Below are 22,193 nucleotides of genomic sequence, written 5' to 3'. Positions count from 1 at the left end.
CGCACGTTGTAAGAGAAAGGGGTGAAAACCCCTTTTTTCTTTTCCGTCAAAGTTCTGATAAAGGCTATTTCCCGTGTACGGCCGAAAACTTTTCGTGTCTTGCGTGTTGATCTCCTGTGCGCGTTATTCAAACGCTGTGGAGTTTAATTCGGAGTTCCTGAATATCGATAAAAACGACGATATCAGTCTCGGACAGTTTGCCCACGCCCAATACACTGTGCCCGGTCGTTACTTGCTGGATATCACCGTCAATCAGCGTTATTTCGGTTCACGTTCGATCGAGTTCAAGAGCGGCGCCAACCCGCAAGAAAGTTACGCCTGTCTGCCCGAAGACCTGGTGGCGACCTTTGGTCTCAAGCCTGCGTTGCTCAAAAGCCTGCCGCGTCTGGCTGAGGGGCAATGTGTGGATTTGCGTGGCATTGAAAATGCCTCGATCAAGTACATGAAAAACCTTGGACGTCTGTCGATCAGCCTGCCGCAGGCCTCGTTCGAGTATGACGATCCCAACTACATTCCGCCTGCCGCCTGGAGCGACGGGCTCAACGGCGCGTTGCTTGATTACCGAGTGATCGCCAACAGCCGCGAAACCAATACGCCGTCCGGCGATTCGCGTTCATTGCAAAGCTATGGCACGGCCGGGGTCAACCTCGATGCCTGGCGCATCCGCGCCGATTATCAGGCGCGGCAAGAGTCAGGTAGCCAGAATAATGATCCCCACGGCGAAGCGTTCCAGTTGAACCGCTTGTACGCCTATCGCGCGTTGCCATCGATACGTTCGAAGCTGTCGGTCGGTGAGGACTATCTGAACTCCGATGTGTTCGACACCTTTGCCCTGCGCGGAGCGACCCTGAGCAGCGATGACCGCATGTTGCCGCCGAACCTGCGCGGTTATGCGCCGCTGATCAGTGGCGTGGCGCGTACCAACGCGACCGTCACCGTATCCCAGCAGGGTCGTGTGTTGTACTCGACCACGGTGACACCGGGTGCGTTCAGCCTTCAGGATCTCAACAGCAGCGTGCAAGGCACACTGGATGTGACCGTGCGCGAAGAGGATGGCAGCGAACAAACGTTTACCGTAGCCACCGCCGCAGTTCCGTTTCTGTCCCGTGAAGGCGAGTTGCGTTACAAGGTTTCCGCCGGCCAGCCGCGCCTGACCGGTAACGGCGGCACAGAGCCTGAGTTTGTCGCCTCGGAAGCGGCCTATGGTCTGCCAAGGGACTGGACGATCTACGGTGGCGTGCTGGCTGCCTCGGGTTATCAGTCGAATGCCATCGGTATCGGCAAGGACCTTGGCGTATTCGGCGCAGTGTCTGGTGATGTCACCACGTCTCGGGCGAAGCTGCGCTGGAACGGCGAAACCGTGGCCGGCAACTCTTACAGAATCAACTATTCCAAGCGTTTTGACGCCATTGGCACCGACCTGCGGTTTCTGGGTTATCGCTTTTCCGACAAGACCTTCACCAACTTTTCGCAGTTTGTCGGCGATGCTGATTCCTATGCGATGAACTCGGGCAAGCAACGTTATTCGGTGACCCTGGCCAAGCATTTTTCCTGGTTATCGACGAGTTTTTCCTACGACCATTCGACTTATTGGGACGCGCCGGCAGCCGATCGTTTCGGCATGACCGTGGCGCGCAGTTTTTCCCTTGGCAACGTCAAGAACATCACCGCAAACCTGTCGGCTTACCAGACGCAAAACAGTCGGCAGAATGACTCGCAGATCTACCTCGGTGTGACGGTGCCACTGGGGGGCAATTCGATGGCCTCCAGTAACCTGCAGCGCTCGGGCTCCGGCGATTCGTCCGCCAGTGTCGGCTACAGCCATGACGACGGCGAAGGCGTGAACTATCAGGTGTATGGCGGCGTTGGCGACAACCGCTACGTCAACGCCTATGTCGGTAAACGCGCTTCGAGTTACCGCGCCAACGCGTCGGCCTCCACCGATGGCAGCACCTATCGCTCGCTGACCGGCGAACTCGACAGCTCACTGGTCGCCACCCGTTATGGGGTCTCGGCCCATGGCAATGGCACCAATGGCGATACGCGCCTGCTGGTGTCCACCGATGGCGTACCGGACGTAGCCTTCACCGGGCAGACCCGCACCAACCGGGACGGCTATGCGGTGATGGATGGCTTGCCCTCGTTTCAGGCTTACGAAGCGCGGGTCAACGTCGAAAAACTGCCGCTCAACACCGAAGTGTCCAACCCGATCCAGCGTCTGGCGCTGACCGAGGGGGCCATCGGCTACGTCAATTTCGCCACGGGGCAGGGCCGCAACGCATTTGTCGTATTGACCCGCAACGACGGTAAACCGGTGCCTTTCGGCGCATCGGTGCAGGACAAGAACACCAACCGGGAGGTGGGCATCGTCGGCGAGGCGGGCGTCACTTATCTGTTGGGCATCAAGGTTGGGGCTGAACTGGTAGCGCGTTGGGATGACGCCGGCCAATGCAGTCTGGCCAAACTCCCTGAGGAGGACGTGGTGAGCAATATCGCCAAGCCTGCCCAGTGTCTGTAACCGCGTCTTCCAATGAACCCGGAGTCATCATGTCTCGTTTTGCCTTGTTTACTGCTCACCGTCTGTTTCTGGCCGCGGGCCTTAGTCTGCCGCTGTTGGCCAGCGCCGCTGTGGTGCCGGATCGCACCCGGCTGGTGTTCGAGGAAAGTGCACCATCGGTCAGCGTCACAGTCAGCAACAAAAACCCGCAGCTGCCATTCATTGTGCAGTCGTGGATCGAAAACGAGAGTGGCCAGAAAGTCACCTCACCGTTCATGGTCCTGCCACCGCTGCAGCGCATCGAGCCGAACGAAAGCAGTGTGCTGCGTATCGTGAAATTGCCCGAACTGGCCCTGCCGGCTGACCGCGAGTCAGTGTTCTATTTGAACATTCGCGAGATTCCGCCGAAGAGCCAGGCCGTCAACTCGATGCAGATCGCCTTGCAGTCGAAGATCAAATTGTTCTATCGCCCGGCAGCGGTGAAGCGTGAGCGTGGTGAAGACCTCGCGCTGGGCCTGAACCTGAAAATCGACCCGGCAGCGAAACAGCTGATTGTCGATAACCCGACACCGTTTCACATCACTGTGGTCGGGCTGCTGGCCGGCCCGGAAAAAACCAGAATGCCGATCGATACGGTGATGATCGCGCCACGCGGCAATGCGCGCTTTGCCCTGAGCAACACCGCGTTCAGCACCTTGCGGGTGTCGAACATGAATGACTTCGGTGGCCAGTCCGACACGCTGTTCAACTGCGTGGCGAACGTCTGCAAAGGCGTGAGACCGTGAGCCTGTTCTCTACGCTGACCCGGCTGGCCGCGGCCGCAGTGCTGCTGGGCGCGTCGCAGTTGGCTTCGGCGATGGTCTGCAAGTCGCTGGACGGCGGCAGCTACCTGAGCGAATACATTGGCCCGGTGTCGGTGCCGGACACCGTGCCGGACGGCACGATCATCTGGCGCTCGAAAACCCATGTGGTGCCGGCCGACTGCTGGAAACTCTTCGATCTGCACTTCAGGGAAGACGACCCGATCTACTTCTATGGCAACCCGGCAGGACTCAATGCCACCCCGTGGGGCATCGAATTCGGTCTGGTGTATCGCGGCGTGACAGCCTGGGACGGCGACTGGAGCTCCAACCCGACCCAGGGCGTGAACAGCGGATTCGTATCCCGTGGTTGCCCGGACGCGACCAGCGGCGCTGACATGCTCGCGTGTTCACGGGTGACGCCCAGCATTGCGTTTCAGGTGGTGATCCGCAAACGCGGATTGTTGCCCTTGCAGCGTCCCTCGCAAGACACCTACGACGTGTTCCAGTTCGACGGTCTCTATGGCTTGAATGGCGGGCCGAGCAACCCGGCGGGCAACTTCCGTTTTCAACTCTCCGGGTTGCAGAACATTGTCGGCACTGCGTGCACAGTCGACGTCACGGTGACGCCGGAGCCGGGCATTGTCGACTTTGGCGTGATCCAGAAAACCACCACCGGTTTTTCCCCACCCAATCCGACCGGCCCCTTCAACCTGGCCCTGGAGAAAAAGTGCAGCAGCGCGATCAACATCGGTGCGACGTTTGTGACCACCCACCAACAGGGCCTCTACAACATCTTGCCATCCGCCGATAGTCAGTTCGGCATTCAGGTGCGCGATGCCCACAACAATCTGGTGCAGATCAACGAGCCTTTCCCTCTGGCGAATTTTCCGGCGGACGTCAGCCATATCGATGTGCCGTTCAGCGCGTCGGTGGTGTCGCTGGGCAATCCCGAGGTCGGACCGTTCGAAGCGATCATGGTTGTGCAGATCGTTTACTACTGATGACGCATTAGCTTCTGGGAAATTTCCTACATTGACGCAGGATAAGTCCTGCGTTCAACCCTGCTGGCGCAGGCCACTATCCGGTCTCCCGGGTCAATTGAGTGATTAAAGGAAGATGACCTCCCCACGTATTCTGGTGCTGGAAAATCATGAGTTTGCCCGCAACGTGCTGGTCAGGATGTTGCAACGCCTGAGCGTGCGTGACGTGTTGCAAGCACCGGATGCCGAGCAGGCCATGGTGCAGATGCACCTGCAGGGCGGGGTCGATATCGTGATCTGCGACCTCACTGACCGGGGCCTCGATTGCCTGGAATTCCTCCGTGTTGCCAGCCACAGCGGTATGGTGCGCGCGGTGTTGCTGTGCAGTGAACTCCCCCCGGAGCTGGCGCGTACCTTGGGGCAAATGGCCTCGCTGGGCGGTCTGCAATTGCTCGGAGTGCTGAGCCGGCCGGTGCAGCTGCGTGCGTTGAACCGCCTGTTGTATCGCTATAAACACGGGCGGATCCCGCCAGTGCTGGCGCCACCGAGCAAAGAGTTGCCCCACGAAGATGAAGTGCGCCGCGGGCTGGCGCTGGGTGAGTTTCGGGCGTGGTTTCAGCCGCAGTTTCAATTACACAGCGGTGCGGTGATCGGCGTGGAAGCGCTGGTGCGTTGGCAGCATCCCGCGCGCGGGACGCTGTTGCCTTGCGACTTTCTCTCCGCCGTGCTGGCGTATGACTTGACCGACCAGATGTTCAAACAGTTGCTTGAGCAGGGCCTGAACCTGCTGGGCATTTTGCGTCATCGTGGTGTGGCCTTGCAGTTGGCGTTCAATCTGCATGCCTCGCAACTGACCCATAGTGCTCTGGTGGAACACATCAAACGGGCGCTGGAGCGGCACGGGTTCAACGGATCGGTTCTGATGCTCGAACTGGCGGAGAACGGTTTGCTCGATTGCCCGCCCGGCACGCAGGAGAACTTGTTGCGTTTGCGCCTGCTCGGCTGCGGATTAGCGGTCGACGACTTCGGTGTCGGGTTTTCCTCGTTGAAGCTGATGTGCCAGTTACCGTTCACCCAGATAAAACTCGATGGCCGTTTTGTCCAGCACCTCGACCGTCAACGCAACCGGGCGATGGTCGCCAGTACGAGGGTGCTGGCTCGTTCGTTAGGAATGGATCTGGTGATCGAAGGCATCAGCAGCCCAAAGGTGCTTGAGCATGTGCGCGAGCTGGAGTGCGAAATGGGTCAGGGTTATTACCTGGCCCGTCCCATGAACGGACATGACTTGCTGCAATGGCTGGAGAAGCCAGAGGGCGAGCGCTGATCGTTGTGCGGTGCTGTGCGGTGTTTTCCAAGAATTTTCCTACAATTCTGTGGTGCTCGTGTATGTTCTGCACGTGGAGCATCTGGACTGCTGTCCCATTGTTATTTGTGGCGTTGCCAAGTAGTTGATCAACGTCTTACAGGGGTTTTTATGTTGAAAGCGATCATCGTGGACGATCACCCGTTCATTCGCTCTGCGGTCAAGATGCTGTTGAAACAGGAACATTTCGAAGTCGTCGCGGAAGCGGACAATGGCGCCGATGCTGTGCAGCTGGCCCGCGAACATACCCCCGACCTGATCATTCTGGACATCGCCATGCCCAAGCTCGACGGCCTGGAGGTGATCTCGCGTATCCGCGCGCTGAACCTGTCTTGCAAGGTCCTGGTGCTGACGTCGCAGTCGGCACAGTTCTATTCCATGCGCTGCATGAAGGCTGGCGCAGCCGGATACATGTCGAAAACCAACGACCTCGACGAGTTGGTCAAAGCCATCAAGGTGGTGATGGACGGCTATACCTTCTTCCCCAATCTGGCCAGTAGCTCGGTGCGCCGCAGCGATGCGCAGGCCACCGATCTGGAACTGATTCAAAGTCTGTCTGATCGCGAGTTGACGATCCTGCAGCAACTGGCCAAGGGTTTGAGCAACAAGGAAATCGGCGAAGCCATGCTGTTAAGCAACAAAACCGTCAGCACTTACAAGACGCGGCTGATTGAGAAACTCAACGTCAAGTCGGTGGTGTACCTCGCCGATTTTGCCAAGCGTAACAACCTGCTCTAGATGATTATTTTCGTCAGAAATTGCCTGGCCGGTCTGGCACTGTTCGGCTCAATGTCGTTGCTGCAGGCCATGGCCGCGACGCAGCCCGATACATTGCAATTGCTCGGTCGCTCGGATGTCGACGAGTATGCCGTGCCACTCGATGAGCCGGACTGGAGCTGGTTGCGCCGCAAGGGGCGTCTGTTGCTCGGCGACAGCAGCCCTGATTACGCGCCTTTTGCGATCACCGGCAACGGCAATGATTACGAAGGCCTGACGGCCGATTACGCACAACTGATCGAACAATTGCTGCACGTCACGGTCGAGGTCCGGCGCTACGCCTCGCGCGGCGATCTGCTGACGGCGCTGAAGCACGGCCAGATCGATATGATCGGCACCGCCAACGGTTTTGAGGCGGCGGACCCCGAACTGGCAATCTCTTCGCCTTACGCTGACGATAACCCGACCCTGGTGACGCGCATCGATGAGAGTCACAACCTGCCGGAAGACCTGGCGGGCAAACGGGTGGCGATGCTCTATCACTACCTGCCACCGGAAACGGTCAAGGCGTTTTACCCAAAAGCCGACGTGCAACTGTATCCCTCGACACTGACGGCGATCGGTGCCGTGGCGTTCGGTCAGGCTGACGTCTATCTGGGCGACCTGCTCAGCTCCAATTACCTGGTCAAGAAGAACTACCTCAACAACGTTCAGCTCAGCGATTTTTCGCGCATGGAAACCCAGCCCTTCAGTTTTGCCGTGACCCGGGAAAACACCCGGTTGTTGCACATTCTCGATGCGGCGTTGAAGGTCATTCCTGCGGAAGAGCGTATGAGCATCCGGCGCCGCTGGAGTGTCGGCGGGGTGGCCATTCCCGGCCAGCATCGGCTGCATTTCAGCGTGAACGAACAGCGTTGGCTGGATCACCATCCGCGTATCAAAGTCGCGATCAACGAAAACTTTCTGCCGTTGACCTTTGTCGATCAGGCCGGAAACTTTCGCGGCATCAGCGCTGACGTGCTGGCCAAGATCAGCCTGCGCACGGGTCTGCAATTCGATATGCAGCGCGTAGATTCGGTGGGCGACCTGATCGGCGAGGTGACCAGCGGCAAGGCCGACATGCTCGCCGCCTTCACCCCGAGTACTGAGCGCGAAGGCGAACTGCGCTTTACCCGGCCGTACCTGATCAATCCGTTCGTGTTGGTCATGCGCCGTGGCGACGAGCCGCAGACGCTCGATCAACTGGCCGGCAAACGTCTGGCGCTGATTCGCGGCAATGTCTTGCGTGAATACCTCGTCGAGCAATACCCCAATGTGCAGTTGGTGCCGGCGGACAATGCTGCCGAAGCCATGGAGATGGTCGCGCTGGGAGAGGTCGACGGCGCGATCAACTCACTGGTCAGTGCCCGCTACACGATCTCGCGTCAGTACCGCGACAAATTGCAGGTCACCAGTACCGTCGGCACCCAGCCTGCACGCATCGCACTGGCCACCAGTCGCGGTGCGCTGGAGCTGTACTCGATTCTCGACAAGGCCCTGTTGAGCATCAGCCCGGAGGAAATGGATGAGCTGACCAACCGCTGGCGCAGCGAAGTGGTGGTGAATGACAGTTATTGGCTGCGCAATCGCGGCATGATCATCCAGGGCTTCGTGATCGCCGGCGTGTTGCTGTTGGTGGCGCTGGGCTGGATCGCTTATCTGCGTCTGTTGATGCGCAAGCGCCGTCAGGCGGAAATCGCGCTGAACGATCAGATGGAGTTCATGCGCGTGCTGATCGACGGCACGCCGCATCCGATCTACGTGCGCGATCGCGAAGGTCGCCTGGTGATCTGCAACAGTGGTTATCTGCAAGTGTTTGGCACCGAGCGCGAAGCGGTCATCGGCAAGTTGGTCACGGACGGCGTGCTCAGCGATATGCAGCAAGCACAGACGTTTCAGGATGATTATCTACGGGTGATGGAGGACGGCTTGCCGAGCATCCAGGACCGCAGCCTGAATCTGGCGGACGGCCGCGCGCTGACCATCTATCACTGGATGCTGCCATACCGTGGCAGCGATGGTGCCGTCACCGGCATGATCGCTGGCTGGATCGATGTCAGCGAGCGTCAGCATCTGTTGCAGGAACTGCAAATCGCCAAAGATGTTGCCGATGACGCCAACCGCGCCAAAACCACGTTCCTGGCAACCATGAGCCATGAAATTCGGACGCCGATGAACGCCATCATCGGCATGCTCGAACTGGCGCTGAAAAAGGCCGATCAAGGTGTGCTGGATCGCTTTGCCGTTGAAGTGGCCTCGGGCGCAGCGCGGGGCTTGCTGGACCTGATTGGCGACATTCTCGATATTGCACGGATCGAGTCCGGGCGCCTGTCGCTGGCGCCGGAACGCGCCAATCTGCGTGAACTGATTGAATCGGTTGCGCGCATTTTTGAAGGCCTGGCGCGCCAGAAACAGTTGCGTCTGCAACTGGATCTGGACGCCCTGAGCAACGTCGACGTGTTGATCGATCCGCTGCGTTTCAAGCAAGTGTTGTCGAACCTGTTGAGCAATGCGATCAAGTTCACCGATGTGGGCAAGGTGGTATTGAGCGTGCAGGTCGAGACTGGCAGTGATGATCGACTGCGCCTTTGCTTGCGCGTGACCGACAGTGGGCGCGGCATCTCGCTTGTGGATCAGGCGCAATTGTTCACGCCGTTTTCCCAGGCTGCCAACCATGGTCAGTCGGCCCAGGGCGGCTCCGGGCTGGGGCTGATGATCAGTCGCACCTTGTGCGAAATGATGGGCGGCAGCCTCGCGCTGACCAGCGAGTTGGGGCAGGGCACGCAGATCGAGGTGCGGTTGAATCTACCGACACTCGATCCTCTGGACGCCGCGCCGGTCGAGGAAAACGTGGCACTGCAGGCCAGTCACTGTCTGAATATTCTGGTGATTGACGATTACCCGGCCAACCGTCTGCTGCTGTCGCAGCAGTTGAGTTATTTGGGCCACCGGGTGACGGATGCCGAGGACGGCGCCCATGGTCTGCGTGCCTGGCGCAATCAGACGTTCGACGTGGTCATCACCGACTGCAACATGCCGATCATGAATGGTTACGAACTGGCCCGGGCGATCCGCGATGAAGAGGCGACGCGAGGATTGGCGCGCAGCCTGGTGTTGGGGTTTACCGCCAATGCGCTGGCCGAGGAGAAGGATCGTTGCGCCGAGGCCGGCATGGACGATTGCCTGTTCAAACCGATCAGCCTCAGGGATCTGAATCTGCGTCTGGCCGCAGTCGTTCCACGGCCTCGTTCACCGACTGAAGACGAGCCCGGCGATGTCGGCATCGGTGACATCGATCTGGGCAGCCTCGAACAATTGACCCGTGGCGACCGCGCGTCGATCAACAGTCTGTTGAGCGATCTGGCCACGAGCAATGCGCAGGACATGGCCAAACTGATGCGCCTGTTTACCCAGCACGACATGCCCGGGCTCGCTAATCTGGCCCACCGGGTCAAGGGCGGCGCACGCATTATCAAGGCGCACTCACTGATCCAGGCTTGTGAAGCGCTGGAAGTTGCCAGCGAAGGTCTCGACACGCAGGTTCTGACCGAAGCGGTGGATGCCTTGCAGCAATCGATGGAGCGTTTGGCGGCACAACTGGATGAGCGTCTGGCGTAGCAATCTATTTCCATTTTCCCTGTCGTTCTTGCGAATTTTCCTACATTCGTCACTGGCTCTCTGTCGCTAACGTGCGGTGGTCTCGGCATACAGCCGAGCTCACTTCACTGGTTAACATTTGGAGCTGTTGATGACCCTTCCACGTATGTCTTCCCGTGCACGATTGGCCGTCTCTGGACTGGCCGTCGCTGCGGCGTTGAGTGCCTGCGCCAGCGCGCCGCTTCCAGAGCAACAGATCAGCTTGTCCAAGGACGCGGTCAACCGTGCGGTGTCGGCCGAAGCAACCCAATACGCACCGTTGGAAATGAAGGCAGCGCAAGACAAGATGTTCCAGATGGAACGCGCCCTCGGTGAGAAAAACTACCCGCAAGCCAAGTTGTTGGCCGAACAGATCGAAGCCGATGCCAACCTCGCCGAACGTAAATCGCGCGCTGTGAAATGGCAGAAACAATTGGCTGACGCGCGCAATGGCATTGAGGTGCTCAAGCAGGAAATGCTGCAAGACCCGGTCACCGGTTTCAATCCGCCAGCCAGCGCTCAATAAGGACTTGTTCATGTCGAATTTCAAACTGTTGCCCATCGCTTCGCTGATCGCTCTGACACTGGCCGGTTGCGCCACGCCGCCTGAAAACCCGCAACTGCTGCAAGCCCGCGAACAGTTCGCGGCGCTGCAAAACAAGCCGGAAGCCAACACCCTCGCAGCTATTGAAACCAAGTCTGCCTTTACGGCGTTGAACGCGGCCGACCAGGCGTCGCAGAAGGACCGCCAGGCACCGCAAGTCGATCAATTGGCCTATCTGGCCAGCCAGAAAATCGCCCTGGCCGAGCAGACCATTGCCGGCCGCCAAGCCGAGGCGGGTCTGAAGAAAATCGACGCCGAGCGTACCCAGGTGCAACTCGACGTGCGCACTCAGCAGCTCAAGGCGCTGCAAGCGATGAAAGCGCAGAAAACCCAGCGCGGGGAAGTCGTGACCTTCGGCGATGTGCTGTTCGACACCGGCAAGGCCGATCTCAAGTACGGCAGCCAGCGCAACTTCGAACAACTGGCGCAGTATCTGGCGGCCAACCCTGAACGCAAGGTGCGCATCGAAGGGTTTACCGACGATGTCGGCGGTGACGATTTCAATCAGCGTCTGTCGGAGCGGCGCGCAGACGCCGTGGCTTTCGCGCTCAAGCAAATGGGCATCGGCGCTGATCGGCTGATCACCAAAGGCTACGGCAAGCAATTTCCGATTGCCGACAACGGTAATGTCCGCTCCCGTCAGCTCAACCGTCGGGTGGAGGTCATCATCTCTTACGGTTCAAGCGTGGTTGGCGCACGCGGCTGAAGACCAATCAAGCGAGCCTGCAACGGGCTCGCTTTCTTGCATTTGAGCATGGGTCAAAACCGATCAATGCTCTTGGGAAATTTCCTACAAAGACAAGGAAAAATCCTACTCAGAAAATCCCTTCGCTTCTCTAAATTGCCGGTTCCCCGAGTGCGAACCGGTTCCCTCAGAGGTTCGAACTCAACTCGATTTACGCCGTTGCCCAAGAGGGCGCACGTGAGGTTCTGTTGATGAAAACCCGTTCCCCGTTGTTCCAGCGCCACCCTGTCGCCGTGGCCGTCGCCGTTGCGTTTTTGCTGCCACTGCACGCCAGTGCCTATACCCCCTCAGTCAATGGCGGGGCGGTGATTTATGACGAAAGCGTCACCACAGGCCTTCAATCGATCGGAACCAACGGCACAGCCCATCGCACCACGGTCAGCGGTAGTGGTACGCAGAGCGTATTTCAGAACGGTGTGACCTACGACACCGTGGTGGACGGTGCGACACAGAACGTTTCCAGTGGCGTCAGTCATGGCACGGTGGTCAATAACGGCGGCTCACAGATGGTGGGCACCAGCGGTATCGCCAATGACACCGTGCTCAATGCCAGTCAGCAGACCGTCACACGTTCCACGGCCAATCGCACGCTGATCAATGCAGGCAGCGTACAGACGCTGGATGTCATGGCGATTGCCAACGATACTCAGGTCGGTGCTGGCGGCACACAAAACCTGATCAACATGGCGGTGGCCAACGGCAGCGTGATTGACGCCGGCGGTGAGCAAACCCTTCGCCGTGGCTTGATTGGCGGGGCGGTGGCCAACGACACGCGTGTTCAAGGCGGTACGCAAAGCGTGTACGACACCGGCACGGCCAACAACAGCACGGTCAGCAATGGCGGTCAGGTCAATCTCTACACGGGCGCCCAAGCCAATGGTCTGGTGGCAGACGCCGGTGGCACGGTGAATGTCATGGAGAACGGCGTGAAAACGCTGGACTCGCTGACCCTCAATGGCGGTCGTCTGGCGTTTACGCCCAGCAACGACGGTACGTTCAAGACGCTTACGGTCAATGCCCTGTCCGGCAGCGGCAGCATTTTGATGAATTCCGATATCGCCAATCAGCGTGATGATCTGCTGATCGTGCAAGGCGTCGGCATGGCCAGCGGTGATCACACGCTGATCGTCGGCGATACCGGTCATGAACCGACGACCTCCGATGGCCGCTTGCTGTTGGTCGATACGAACGGCGGCAGCGCGAAATTCGCCCTGTATGGCGGCCACGTCGATGCGGGTGCATTCCGCTATACCTTGCGCCAACAGGGTGATGACTGGGTACTGGCGAGCGGGGGAGCGATTCCGGTTGATCCGGTAACGCCGGTGGATCCAGAGACGCCAGTAGACCCCGGCAATCCGGTGGAGCCAGTGACGCCAGTTGATCCGGTCAATCCAGTGGATCCGGTGGGCCCTGTGACGCCACCGCCGCGCCCGATCGACCCGGCGCCGGAAAACCTGTCCAAAGGGGCCAACGCCGCCATCGCCGCGCACACCGCCGGCGCCAGCCTGTGGAACGCGCAGATGAACGCTCTGGTCAAGCGCCTCGGCGAGTTGCGCATGGGCGAGGATGACGGGGGGCTCTGGACCCGCGCCATCGGCAAGCGTTTCGATGTGAGCGAGCATTCCAGCCGCGCCTATTCCCAGGACGTCAGCGGTCTGGAAATCGGTGCCGACAAGGCTTTCGCAGTGGACAGCGGCAAGATTTATGTCGGTGGCATGGTCGGTACTGCGCGTTCCGATCTGGATTTCGGTGAAGGGGCGTCGGGCGATATCGACAGCCGCATGTTCGGCATTTACGCCACTTACCTCAATGACAATGGCGTCTACGTTGACAGCGTCCTGAAGTACAGCCGTTTCGATACGGACATCAAAACGCCGAACAATCTGGGGCAAGCGGTAAAAGGTTCCTACAGCACTAATGGTGTCGGTGCTGATATCGAGGTTGGCAAGCGCATCAATCTGAAGGATGGCTGGTTCGTCGAGCCGCAACTGGAAATCACTGCGACCCGCACCCAAGGGGCCAGTTACACCGCTAGCAACGGCCTGCGCGTCAAGTCCGATGATCTGGATTCACTGCAAAGCCGTGTCGGTTCGCTGTTCGGTCGCAGCCTGGAGCTGAGCAATGGCATGAAGGCCCAACCGTATGTCAAAGCGTCGTACATCACCGAGCATGCCGGCAGCAGCAAGGTCAGCGTCAATGGCAACAAACTCGATGCCGAGCTGCCGGGCAACCGCGTCGAACTCGGCTTCGGCGGCGTATTGCAGGTCAGTGAGAAAAGCAAGATCTCGCTGGATGCCGAGTACGCCAAGGGCAATGGCATCGAACAGCCATTCGGAGTGAGCCTGGGGTATCGCTACCTTTGGTGAGGCGGGTTGCCACGTCGGATCCTTCCGACGTGGCGTTGTTCTTCAAAGGGTATCGGAGATTTCTTGGTGTTTTTTCAGACTCGTCCTACATGCTTTGACGACTGTTTTGCCTAGTGTGTCGCCTCTTACGCCGCGAGCGGCGACCTTTTCTACCTCTGTCGAAACCAATGTCCTACAAAAGCTGGCGAATTCTGATTGCCGACGAGGAGCCTGCGTTGCACGCCCGAATCGGCAAGACCTTTAAAGAACTGGGCTGTCGCGAACTGACGCGGGTGCACTCGTTTCGTGAGTTGTTGGGCGTGACCCATTACTCCAGCGAGCCCTTCCAGCACTTTGACCTGATGATCATCAACGCGGGGTTGATCGCCGCCACTGGCGTGGATTGGGTGCGGTTCTTTGCAAGCAATGCACAGATTCGCCACGGCGTGATTCATGACACCGTTCGCGGCCAGCCGCAGGCTCAGACGATTTATGCCAACCACCGACGACAGTTGATGCTGATCCGTACCCCGGACCGGCAAACCCTTGGCCCTTTGCTGGAGCACCTCGATGTTCATGAACAATCCCACAACCGTTGAGATCTCTGCTGGCGAGTCGAATACGCGATTGGCCACGACACACCATGCTCCCGGCATCGACGACTCAATCGCCGTGCCTGCTCTGCCGCTGCGTGTGTTGGTGTTGGAAGACCATGCGTTCCAGCGCTCGGTGGCGGTCAACATGCTGCGTACGCTGGGTTGTCGCGAAATCTTCGAGGCCAGTGACGGAGCTCAGGCGCTGGCGCTCTTGCAGGAAGTCGGTACCGTCGATGTCGCCCTGTGCGATTTGCAGATGGAGGGGATGGACGGGCTGGAGTTTCTGCAGCGGGTGGGGGCCTCGGGGCAGGTCAAGTCGGTGATCATCAGTAGTTCGCTGTCGGCAGACCTACGTCGTGCGGTGCATCAGATGGTGGCGTTGCTTGGCCTGGAACTGCTGGGCGATGTAGGCAAGCCTTTGCATGTGCAAGTGCTGGCGAATCTGCTGAGCAAATCCCTCGACAGGCCTGCTCTGGCGCAACCCACGGCCGCTGCCGTGACGCTGGCCAGTGAGGCATCGGTTCGTCAGGCGTTGGCGCAGCAGCAATTGCAGGCCTGGTATCAGCCCAAATTCAACCTGCAGACCGGTGAGGTCTGTGGTGTAGAGGTGCTATGCCGCTGGCTCCATCCGACCCACGGCATCCTTTCGCCCGCTTTGTTCATGCCTGTACTGGAGCGTTGCGGGTTGCTCGACGAGCTACTGTTTGCGCAGATCGAGCAGGCACTGGGCGTGCAACGAAGTGCCCGTGCACAGGGAGTTTTCCTGAATGTTGCGTTCAATCTGCACGCTGTGCAGTTGGCCAATGCGCAGCTCACGACCACGTTGAAGAACCTTCTGGCGCACCACGGCGCTTGCGGTGCAGGCCTGACTTTCGAACTGACCGAAAGCGGTCTGCTAGAAGCGCCGGCCACCAGCCTGGAAAGCCTCGTCCGCCTGCGAATGATGGGCTGTCGTCTATCGATCGATGACTTCGGCGCCGGCTTCTCATCTTTGCAGCGCTTGTGTCAGTTGCCGTTCAACGAGATCAAGCTCGACGCCGAATTCATCCGCAATCTTGAGCACGAACCGCGATGCCGGGCGGCGATCAGCAGCACACTGGCGTTGGGTGAAACCCTCGGCATGAGCGTGGTGATCGAAGGGATCGAGACCGATGCACAGCGCCGTGAACTGTTGGCATTGGGGTGTTCCCAAGGGCAGGGCTATTGGTATGCGCGGCCGATGTCCGGGGCTGATCTGTTGCTTTGGTTGCAGCAGCACAGTGATCGGCGTGACTTGGATGAGTGAACCTTCTTTTAGGAAAAGTCCTACAGATCCTGTCGTGTGGCTTGCGTAGTCTTGCCGCACCCAGAAACCGTGACACCGGGAGATTGAGCATGATCAATAAAGCCCTGCGCATCCTGATAGCAGATTCGCAGCATTTCCACCGGATGAAAATCGAGCGTCTGTTCAACAGCCTCGATTACTACCGCGTGGCCCCGGTGCAAAGCCTCACTGAGCTGTTGACGCTGGTGGACTACGGTTGTGAGCCGTTCGATGTGGTGGTCATCAATGCCGAACTGGCGGCGCGTTCGCTGGATCTGCTGGGGTTTTTCCTTGATAACCCGCAGATTCGTCAGGCGTTGATCTATAACGAAGGCACGGCGCCGTTGCAACAGACCTCGGGGTTCGCTCAGGAGAATGTGCAGATCAGTCATTTGACGTTGCCTTCAAAACAGTCGATCAGTCAGTTGATGGCGCTGGTCGATGTGCCCGCAAAGCCAGGTAAACCGGCCGCTCACAAGCCACACCCGCTGATGCAGTACGTTGCGCATGCATAAAAAGTCCCCGGCCGCAACTGTCAGACCTGACAGGTGCTTTGCTCCCCGTTCCATGCAACAGTCCCTGTGCAGCCACTGAGTCTGGATCAGCCCCCATCGGTGGCCTGACCGTCAGTCTTTGCACCGGGAGTGGCCATGAAGTTAGCGCTGATCGTCGACGATCATCCGGTGGTGCGTGCCGCCATCCGGATCGTGTTGCAAGCCGAAGGATTCAAGCAGATATACGAGGCGTCCCAAGGCAACGAGGTGATCTCGCTTATTCGTGAACACAAGCCTCAATTGGTGATCCTCGACCTGAATCTGCCAGTGCTCGGCGGGCTGGAGGTGCTGGCCCGGATCAAGGCCAATGATCTTCATTGTCGAGTGCTGGTGTTCAGTACACACGAGCCGATGTTCTATCAGGAACGCTGTGTGCGCGCCGGGGCCATGGCCTACGTGACCAAAACCAATCAGTTGGAGCAGTTGCGCAATGCCATCCGGGCGGTGGTGTCGGGGCATACCTTTTTCTCTGCGCTCCCGGACCATTTCAGTACGCTGAATGCCGTGCAGATCACGGAAAAACAGATGATCGAGCAGCTCTCCGACCGTGAGTTGAGCATTTTCGCGCAACTGGGGCGGGGCAAGTCCAACAAGGCGATTGCTGAGGACATGCACCTGAGTCACAAAACCGTCAGCACCTATAAGACCCGTCTGATGAAAAAACTCGGGGTGAACTCAGCGGTACACTTGCGCGATTTCGCCAAGCGTAATCATGTGATCTGAGCGGACAGACATGAGGCAGGGGCGCCGGATTGTCTGGCTGTGGCTGTGGCTGACGCTGATGGCCACCTGTTGGGCAAGCGACACGCCGCAGGTGCTGCAAGTGCTGACCCGTACCGGACTGGAAAATGTCCAGCTGCGCCTGGATGAACAGGACCGGCAATGGCTGCGTCAGCATCCGGTGTTGCGCATGGGCATTTCCGGGCCGGATTACCCGCCGTTCGAGATCACCCGTAATCAACAGGAACTCGAAGGTCTGACCGCCGATTACGCCGACCTGCTGGGGCAGTTGCTCGGCGTGCGCATCGAAGTCCGCCGTTTCGCCAACCGCGATGCCGTGATGGCGGCACTCAAACGCGGCGATCTCGATCTGCTGGGGACCTCCAACAGTTTTGAAGCCGCCGACCCGGCCTTCATCCTGTCCCGTGCCTACGCCGAAGATCAGCCGATGCTGGTGACTCGACTCGATGAGCAATTGCCCACCGATCTGGCCGGCAAGCGCCTGGCCATGGTCGAGGACTATCTGCCTCTGGCCAGCGTGCAGGCGTTTTATCCCCGGGCAAGTGTGCAGCGTTACCCGTCGGCGATGGATGCGCTCGGTGCGGTGGCCTTCGGCGCGGACGATGTTTATCTGGGCGACTTCATCAGTGCCAACTACCTGATCAACACCAATTATCGTAACGACCTGCAATTGGCCGGTCCGGCCGGGCTGGACGCCAATTCGTTCGGCTTCGCGCTGTTGCGCAGCGATGGGCGCTTCAAACGCATCGTCGACAAGGCATTGACGGCCATCCCCATGGAGCGGCGCCAGCGCATCGAGCTACGCTGGAGCGTCGGCCTCGCCGATATGGCTGAACAGTCGCGGGTGCAGCTCAGTGCGAATGAGCAGGAATGGCTGGACCAGCATCCAGTTGTCCGGGTTGGAGCCATCGAAGATTTCGCGCCGCTGACATTTTTTGATGCCGATGGCCGTTTCAGCGGACTGTCGGCGCAACTGCTGAGTCTGATCAGCCAGCGCAGCGGGTTGAACTTCGAGATCGTGCGCGGGAGGTCGCTGGATCGGCAGATCGAACAGCTCAAGGCCGGTGAACTGGATGTATTGCCGGTGGTGACACCGAGCAGCGAGCGCGAAGCCGAACTGCAATTTACCCGTGCCTACCTGAATAATCCGTTTGTGCTGGTCAGCGTAATCACCGCGCAGGGACCGCTCAACCTCGATGATCTGGCCGATAAACGGCTGGCGATTTATCGCGGCCATCCGTTACGTGCTTACCTGTTAAGCCGCGTGCCGCGCATCCGTCTGGTCGAAGTCAAAAGCCCCGCTGAAGGCGTGGCGTTGATTGCCAAGGGTCAGGTCGATGCCACGGTGAGTTCATTGCTGGTGGCGCGCTTTCTGATCGCACGTCACTACCGTGAGCGTCTGCGCATTACCGGCACCATCGGCGATCAACCGGCGCGCATTGCGTTGGCGACGGCACCGCAGATGACGGCATTGCATTCGATCCTGAACAAGGCGTTGTTGAGCATCGCCCCGCCACAGATGGACGAACTGGTAGAGCGCTGGAGCCACGATGTGGTGGTGGAAGACAGTTATTGGTTACGCCATCGTCGCGAGATTCTCCTCGGTTTTGCCGGTGCGGCGGTGTTGCTGGCGCTTGCGCTGGCCTGGATCGTTTTTCAACGCCAACAGATTCGCCGGCGCCAGCAATGGTTGCAGCAATTGCAGGAAGCCAAGGACGTGGCAGATGATGCCAATCGCGCCAAGACCACGTTTCTGGCGACCATGAGCCATGAAATTCGCACGCCGATGAACGCCTTGATCGGCATGCTCGAACTGGCCTTGAAGCGCGCCGAGGAAGGCGTGACCGATCGCTTGGCGATTCAGGTGGCATCCAACGCCGGGCAACAGTTGCTGGCGTTGATCGGCGACATCCTCGACATCGCGCGGATCGAGACCGGGCATTTGTCCCTCGTGCCTGAGCGTGCCAACCTGCGTGAGCAGGTGGTGTCGGTGTGTCGAGTGTTTGAAGGGCTGGCGCGGCAGAAGCGCTTGTTGTGGCACATCGAACTTGATGCCCGCAGCAACATTGACGTGCTGATTGATCCGACGCGCTTCAAACAAGTGCTGTCGAATCTGTTGAGCAACGCGATCAAGTTCACCGAGGAGGGCGAGGTCAGTCTACGGCTGACGGTGACCACCGCGACGGCGGAACGCCTGAGTGTGAAAGTGCTTATTGAAGACAGCGGGGTGGGGATTAACGCCGACGACCGACGACGGCTGTTCAACCCTTTCGTGCAGGCGAGCCATGACTCGCAATCAGCCCGCAGTGGTTCCGGGCTGGGGCTGGTCATCAGTCGCAACCTCTGTGAAATGATGGGCGGTACGCTGCGGCTTGACAGTGCACCGGGTGAAGGCACACGCGTCGAAGTCAGTCTTGAACTGCCGTTGTTGGCTGCTCTGGCTCGCGCGCCAAGTGCTCCGCAAGCAGCGCTTGCGGTAACGGCTTCACTGAGTGTTCTGGTGGTGGACGATCATCCGGTGAACCGATTGCTGTTGTGCTGGCAGTTGAGTGAACTCGGCCATCGCACCGTCGACACCGAGAACGGTGATGAAGGCCTGAAGCAGTGGCGGGCGCAGGCGTTCGATGTGGTGATCACCGATTGCAACATGCCGCGGCGCAACGGTTACCAACTGGCGCGGGCCATCCGCGATGCCGAGTCGCATGCCGGCCGCAAGCCTTGTCTGATCCTCGGCTTTACCGCCAATGCGCAAGCTGAGGAAAGGACGCGCTGCCTGAATGCCGGCATGGACGAATGCCTGTTCAAACCGATCCGCTTGCACGACCTGGCGCAGGCGTTGACGGCTGCCAGTCATTGCGAGAAGACGGTGGACCCCGGCGAGGTGGCCGCGCTGACGGAAATCGACCTGAGCACGCTGGAGCAAATGGCTGGGGATGATCGTGCCTTGATCGAACAGTTGCGCAAGGAAGTGTTGAACAGCGTGCGCCTCGATCTGCAACGTCTGGAGCTTTTGCAGCAGGAGCAGGATCGCGCAGGGTTGCGCGAGCTGGCGCATCACATCAAGGGTGGGGCGCAGATGGTCGGCGCGGCGCGGGTGGTGGCGGCATGTGTAGCGCTCGAGCAGGCGTGTCGCGAGACGCACGCGGCGCCGCTGGACGTGGCGAGCGAGACGTTGCGCAAGGCCATGGCCGGACTCGCGCAACGCTTGCAAATCTGACGGGCGCCGGCTCAGTCCCAGTGCGGCGCGATGCCTTTCGGGCTGGTCAGGCGATGGTCGCGATCAAGCGTGGCAATCAGCGCCATATCGGCGTCGCTCAGTGTCAGCGCTGTAGCGGTAAGGTTGCTTTGCAGGTTGGCGCGCTTGGTCGACGACGGAATCACCGCGTAGCCAGACTGCATGGCCCAGGCCAGGGTGATTTGCGCCGGGGTGGCTTGCAGGCGCTGGGCGATCTGCTGGATCAGCGGATCTTGCAGCACTTCGCCGTAGGCGAGGGTCATGTACGAGGTGATGTGGATGCCTTGGCTCTGGGCGAACTCGACCACTTTGCGGTTTTGCAGATACGGGTGCAGTTCAATCTGATTAGTAGCGATGTTGTCGGCACCGACCGCCGCGATCGCCTGTTGCATCAGCTCGATGGTGAAGTTGGAAACACCGATCTGTCGGGTCAGGCCCAGACGCTTGGCTTCGAGCAGGGCGCCCATAAACTCTTCGACCGGCACTTGGTTTTCCGGCGACGGCCAGTGAATCAGCGTCAGGTCGAGGTAGTCGGTCTGCAGTTTTTGCAGGCTTTCCTTGAGGCTGTCGATCAAGCGATCCTGGGCGAAGTTGGCGACCCAGATCTTGCTGGTGATGAACAGCTCTTCGCGCGGTATGCCGCTGGCTGCGATGGCCTCGCCGACGTCGGCTTCGTTTTCGTAGATTTGCGCGGTGTCGATGGCCCGGTAGCCGAGTTCGAGAGCGGTGCTCACCGAATCAATGACGACCTGGCCTTGCAGGCGAAATGTACCCAGACCAAAAGCGGGAACAGACATGAAAAACTCCAGGGTTGCAGTGGGAATGGGTAGGAGTATCGGCGTCTGCATCGTTGAGAAAAACCGCTGGCGGGGCAAAGCACTGTTGATCAGAAGTCATGAATCATTTTCAGGATTTGTGTTGTCCGGGCTGGCCTCTTCGCGAGCAGGCTCGCTTCCACAGGAGATCTGTGGTGTTCACAAAATCCTTGTGGGTGCGAGCCTGCTCGCGAAGGGCGCACCACCGATTCAGGCAATGTCACTGTGGGCAAATTCCTCGCCGAGAAAATCAATCAACGTGCGCACCGACGGCAATAACCCGCGCCGCGAAGGGAAAATCGCATGCACTACGCCGCACTTCGGCGCCCAACCGGGAATCAACTCCACCACACGACCGGCCGCAATGTCCTCACGCACCACCACACTCGGCAAATGCGCCACGCCAACGCCGGCAATCACCGCCTGACGCAGGGCAATCAAATCATCGGTGACCATGCGTGGCGTATGGCGAATCAGTGCCGTGTTGTCATTCGGCCCGAGCAGCTCCCATTGATATTCGCGCTGCGCCGCGCCCCAGTGCAGGCTCGGCAAGCCGTTGAGGTCGGCAGGTGAGGGCGGTGACGACAGGCGTTCGACAAACTGCGGGCTGCCGACCACCGATTGCGTGCTGTTGCCCAGCACCTTCATGACCATGTCGGTGTTCTCCAGCGGCGGAAAACGCACGCGCAAGGCAATGTCGAAGCCTTCGTGCAGCAGATCGACGCGGCGGTTGGTGCTCTCGATAAACAATTCCACTAGCGGGTATTTGAGCATGTAACGGGTGAGCATCGGCCCGACCCACGAGTTGAGCAGCGCTGTCGGGCAACTCAGGCGCACCAGTCCCTGCGGTTCGGAGCGGTTGCGTTCGATCAGCTCGGCGGCGCTTTCGGCTTCGACGCGCATGGCCAGGCAGCGCTGGTAATAGGCCTGACCGATTTCGGTCAACGAACAATGGCGGCTGGTGCGGTGAAGCAAGCGCACGCCAAGGCGTTCTTCCAGTTCGGAAATCCGTCGGCTGAGCTTCGATTTGGGCATGTCCAGTGCGCGCCCGGCGGCGGCGAAACCATGATGTTCGACCACTTGGGTAAAGTAGTAAAGGGTGTTGAGGTCTTCCACCATCGTTCTCCATATAGAACGCTAAGGCTGATTTTTGCAGTCTAGTGCATTAATGGTCATGGATTTAAGCTTGATCCATCGCGTCACTCACCCAAATTGGAGAC

16 protein-coding genes are annotated in these 22,193 nt (G+C 59.3%); 14 read left to right on the top strand and 2 right to left on the bottom strand.

Annotated features, from left to right (window positions below):
* The first annotated feature begins 136 nt into the window (after positions 1 to 136).
* The 14 genes from CKW26_RS04670 to CKW26_RS04605 all read left to right on the top strand — a co-directional run bounded on the left by CKW26_RS04670 (position 137) and on the right by CKW26_RS04605 (position 20,140).
* Positions 137 to 2,518: a fimbria/pilus outer membrane usher protein gene (locus tag CKW26_RS04670; protein WP_245398032.1), complete on the top strand. Its 2,382-nt coding sequence runs from the start codon at positions 137 to 139 to the stop codon at positions 2,516 to 2,518.
* Between the two features lie 29 nt (positions 2,519 to 2,547).
* Positions 2,548 to 3,282 (top strand): molecular chaperone, encoded by a 735-nt coding sequence (locus CKW26_RS04665; RefSeq protein WP_095047683.1) that lies wholly within the window; start codon positions 2,548 to 2,550, stop codon positions 3,280 to 3,282.
* Entirely contained in the window at positions 3,279 to 4,301 is a 1,023-nt protein-coding gene (locus tag CKW26_RS04660; protein ID WP_245398033.1) for a fimbrial protein, read from the top strand. The genes CKW26_RS04665 and CKW26_RS04660 overlap by 4 nt, the downstream gene beginning before the upstream one ends.
* Positions 4,302 to 4,416: 115 nt before the next feature.
* The gene (locus tag CKW26_RS04655; protein ID WP_093431988.1) at positions 4,417 to 5,604 is read left to right on the top strand and encodes an EAL domain-containing protein; all 1,188 of its coding nucleotides are present in this window, start codon (positions 4,417 to 4,419) and stop codon (positions 5,602 to 5,604) included.
* Between the two features lie 150 nt (positions 5,605 to 5,754).
* Positions 5,755 to 6,381, top strand: a complete 627-nt coding sequence (locus CKW26_RS04650; RefSeq protein WP_093431991.1) for a response regulator transcription factor — start codon at positions 5,755 to 5,757, stop codon at positions 6,379 to 6,381.
* Complete coding sequence (locus CKW26_RS04645; RefSeq protein ID WP_256579868.1) at positions 6,382 to 10,017, top strand: transporter substrate-binding domain-containing protein; 3,636 nt, start codon at positions 6,382 to 6,384, stop codon at positions 10,015 to 10,017. It begins immediately after the preceding gene.
* A gap of 130 nt (positions 10,018 to 10,147) precedes the next feature.
* Entirely contained in the window at positions 10,148 to 10,561 is a 414-nt protein-coding gene (locus tag CKW26_RS04640; protein ID WP_256579867.1) for a DUF4398 domain-containing protein, read from the top strand.
* A gap of 10 nt (positions 10,562 to 10,571) precedes the next feature.
* Positions 10,572 to 11,345, top strand: a complete 774-nt coding sequence (locus CKW26_RS04635) for an OmpA family protein (RefSeq protein ID WP_095047681.1) — start codon at positions 10,572 to 10,574, stop codon at positions 11,343 to 11,345.
* 230 nt (positions 11,346 to 11,575) lie between these two features.
* The gene (locus CKW26_RS04630; RefSeq protein WP_095047680.1) at positions 11,576 to 13,750 is read left to right on the top strand and encodes an autotransporter outer membrane beta-barrel domain-containing protein; all 2,175 of its coding nucleotides are present in this window, start codon (positions 11,576 to 11,578) and stop codon (positions 13,748 to 13,750) included.
* A gap of 167 nt (positions 13,751 to 13,917) precedes the next feature.
* The gene (locus CKW26_RS04625) at positions 13,918 to 14,328 is read left to right on the top strand and encodes a hypothetical protein (RefSeq protein WP_095047679.1); all 411 of its coding nucleotides are present in this window, start codon (positions 13,918 to 13,920) and stop codon (positions 14,326 to 14,328) included.
* A gap of 73 nt (positions 14,329 to 14,401) precedes the next feature.
* On the top strand, positions 14,402 to 15,610 hold the full coding sequence (locus tag CKW26_RS04620) for an EAL domain-containing protein (protein WP_176471256.1): 1,209 nt from the start codon (positions 14,402 to 14,404) through the stop codon (positions 15,608 to 15,610).
* An 89-nt stretch (positions 15,611 to 15,699) separates the two neighbouring features.
* The gene (locus CKW26_RS04615) at positions 15,700 to 16,143 is read left to right on the top strand and encodes a chemotaxis protein CheY (protein WP_095047678.1); all 444 of its coding nucleotides are present in this window, start codon (positions 15,700 to 15,702) and stop codon (positions 16,141 to 16,143) included.
* Between the two features lie 135 nt (positions 16,144 to 16,278).
* Positions 16,279 to 16,905 (top strand): response regulator transcription factor, encoded by a 627-nt coding sequence (locus tag CKW26_RS04610; protein WP_095047677.1) that lies wholly within the window; start codon positions 16,279 to 16,281, stop codon positions 16,903 to 16,905.
* A gap of 10 nt (positions 16,906 to 16,915) precedes the next feature.
* The gene (locus tag CKW26_RS04605; protein WP_095047676.1) at positions 16,916 to 20,140 is read left to right on the top strand and encodes an ATP-binding protein; all 3,225 of its coding nucleotides are present in this window, start codon (positions 16,916 to 16,918) and stop codon (positions 20,138 to 20,140) included.
* Between the two features lie 11 nt (positions 20,141 to 20,151).
* Here CKW26_RS04605 and dkgB read toward each other — a convergent pair whose 3' ends face one another.
* Complete coding sequence (gene dkgB, locus CKW26_RS04600; protein ID WP_095047675.1) at positions 20,152 to 20,955, bottom strand: 2,5-didehydrogluconate reductase DkgB; 804 nt, start codon at positions 20,953 to 20,955, stop codon at positions 20,152 to 20,154.
* Positions 20,956 to 21,183: 228 nt separating this feature from the next.
* Positions 21,184 to 22,092: a LysR substrate-binding domain-containing protein gene (locus CKW26_RS04595; protein ID WP_095047674.1), complete on the bottom strand. Its 909-nt coding sequence runs from the start codon at positions 22,090 to 22,092 to the stop codon at positions 21,184 to 21,186.
* Positions 22,093 to 22,193: the final 101 nt, after the last annotated feature.

The organism is Pseudomonas sp. Irchel s3h9 (assembly GCF_900187475.1).
Taxonomy (GTDB): Bacteria; Pseudomonadota; Gammaproteobacteria; order Pseudomonadales; family Pseudomonadaceae; genus Aquipseudomonas; species Aquipseudomonas neuropathica.
The sequence above is the reverse complement of the archived record's forward strand: the minus strand, read 5'-3'. Positions and strand labels throughout refer to the sequence as shown.

Coding starts and splice junctions, on each gene's coding strand:
- CKW26_RS04665 (WP_095047683.1), top strand. CDS start 2,548: ATGTCTCGTTTTGCCTTGTTTACTGCTCACCGTCTGTTTCTGGCCGCG.
- CKW26_RS04655 (WP_093431988.1), top strand. CDS start 4,417: ATGACCTCCCCACGTATTCTGGTGCTGGAAAATCATGAGTTTGCCCGC.
- CKW26_RS04650 (WP_093431991.1), top strand. CDS start 5,755: ATGTTGAAAGCGATCATCGTGGACGATCACCCGTTCATTCGCTCTGCG.
- CKW26_RS04645 (WP_256579868.1), top strand. CDS start 6,382: ATGATTATTTTCGTCAGAAATTGCCTGGCCGGTCTGGCACTGTTCGGC.
- CKW26_RS04640 (WP_256579867.1), top strand. CDS start 10,148: ATGACCCTTCCACGTATGTCTTCCCGTGCACGATTGGCCGTCTCTGGA.
- CKW26_RS04635 (WP_095047681.1), top strand. CDS start 10,572: ATGTCGAATTTCAAACTGTTGCCCATCGCTTCGCTGATCGCTCTGACA.
- CKW26_RS04630 (WP_095047680.1), top strand. CDS start 11,576: ATGAAAACCCGTTCCCCGTTGTTCCAGCGCCACCCTGTCGCCGTGGCC.
- CKW26_RS04625 (WP_095047679.1), top strand. CDS start 13,918: ATGTCCTACAAAAGCTGGCGAATTCTGATTGCCGACGAGGAGCCTGCG.
- CKW26_RS04615 (WP_095047678.1), top strand. CDS start 15,700: ATGATCAATAAAGCCCTGCGCATCCTGATAGCAGATTCGCAGCATTTC.
- CKW26_RS04610 (WP_095047677.1), top strand. CDS start 16,279: ATGAAGTTAGCGCTGATCGTCGACGATCATCCGGTGGTGCGTGCCGCC.
- CKW26_RS04605 (WP_095047676.1), top strand. CDS start 16,916: ATGAGGCAGGGGCGCCGGATTGTCTGGCTGTGGCTGTGGCTGACGCTG.
- dkgB (WP_095047675.1), bottom strand. CDS start 20,955: ATGTCTGTTCCCGCTTTTGGTCTGGGTACATTTCGCCTGCAAGGCCAG.
- CKW26_RS04595 (WP_095047674.1), bottom strand. CDS start 22,092: ATGGTGGAAGACCTCAACACCCTTTACTACTTTACCCAAGTGGTCGAA.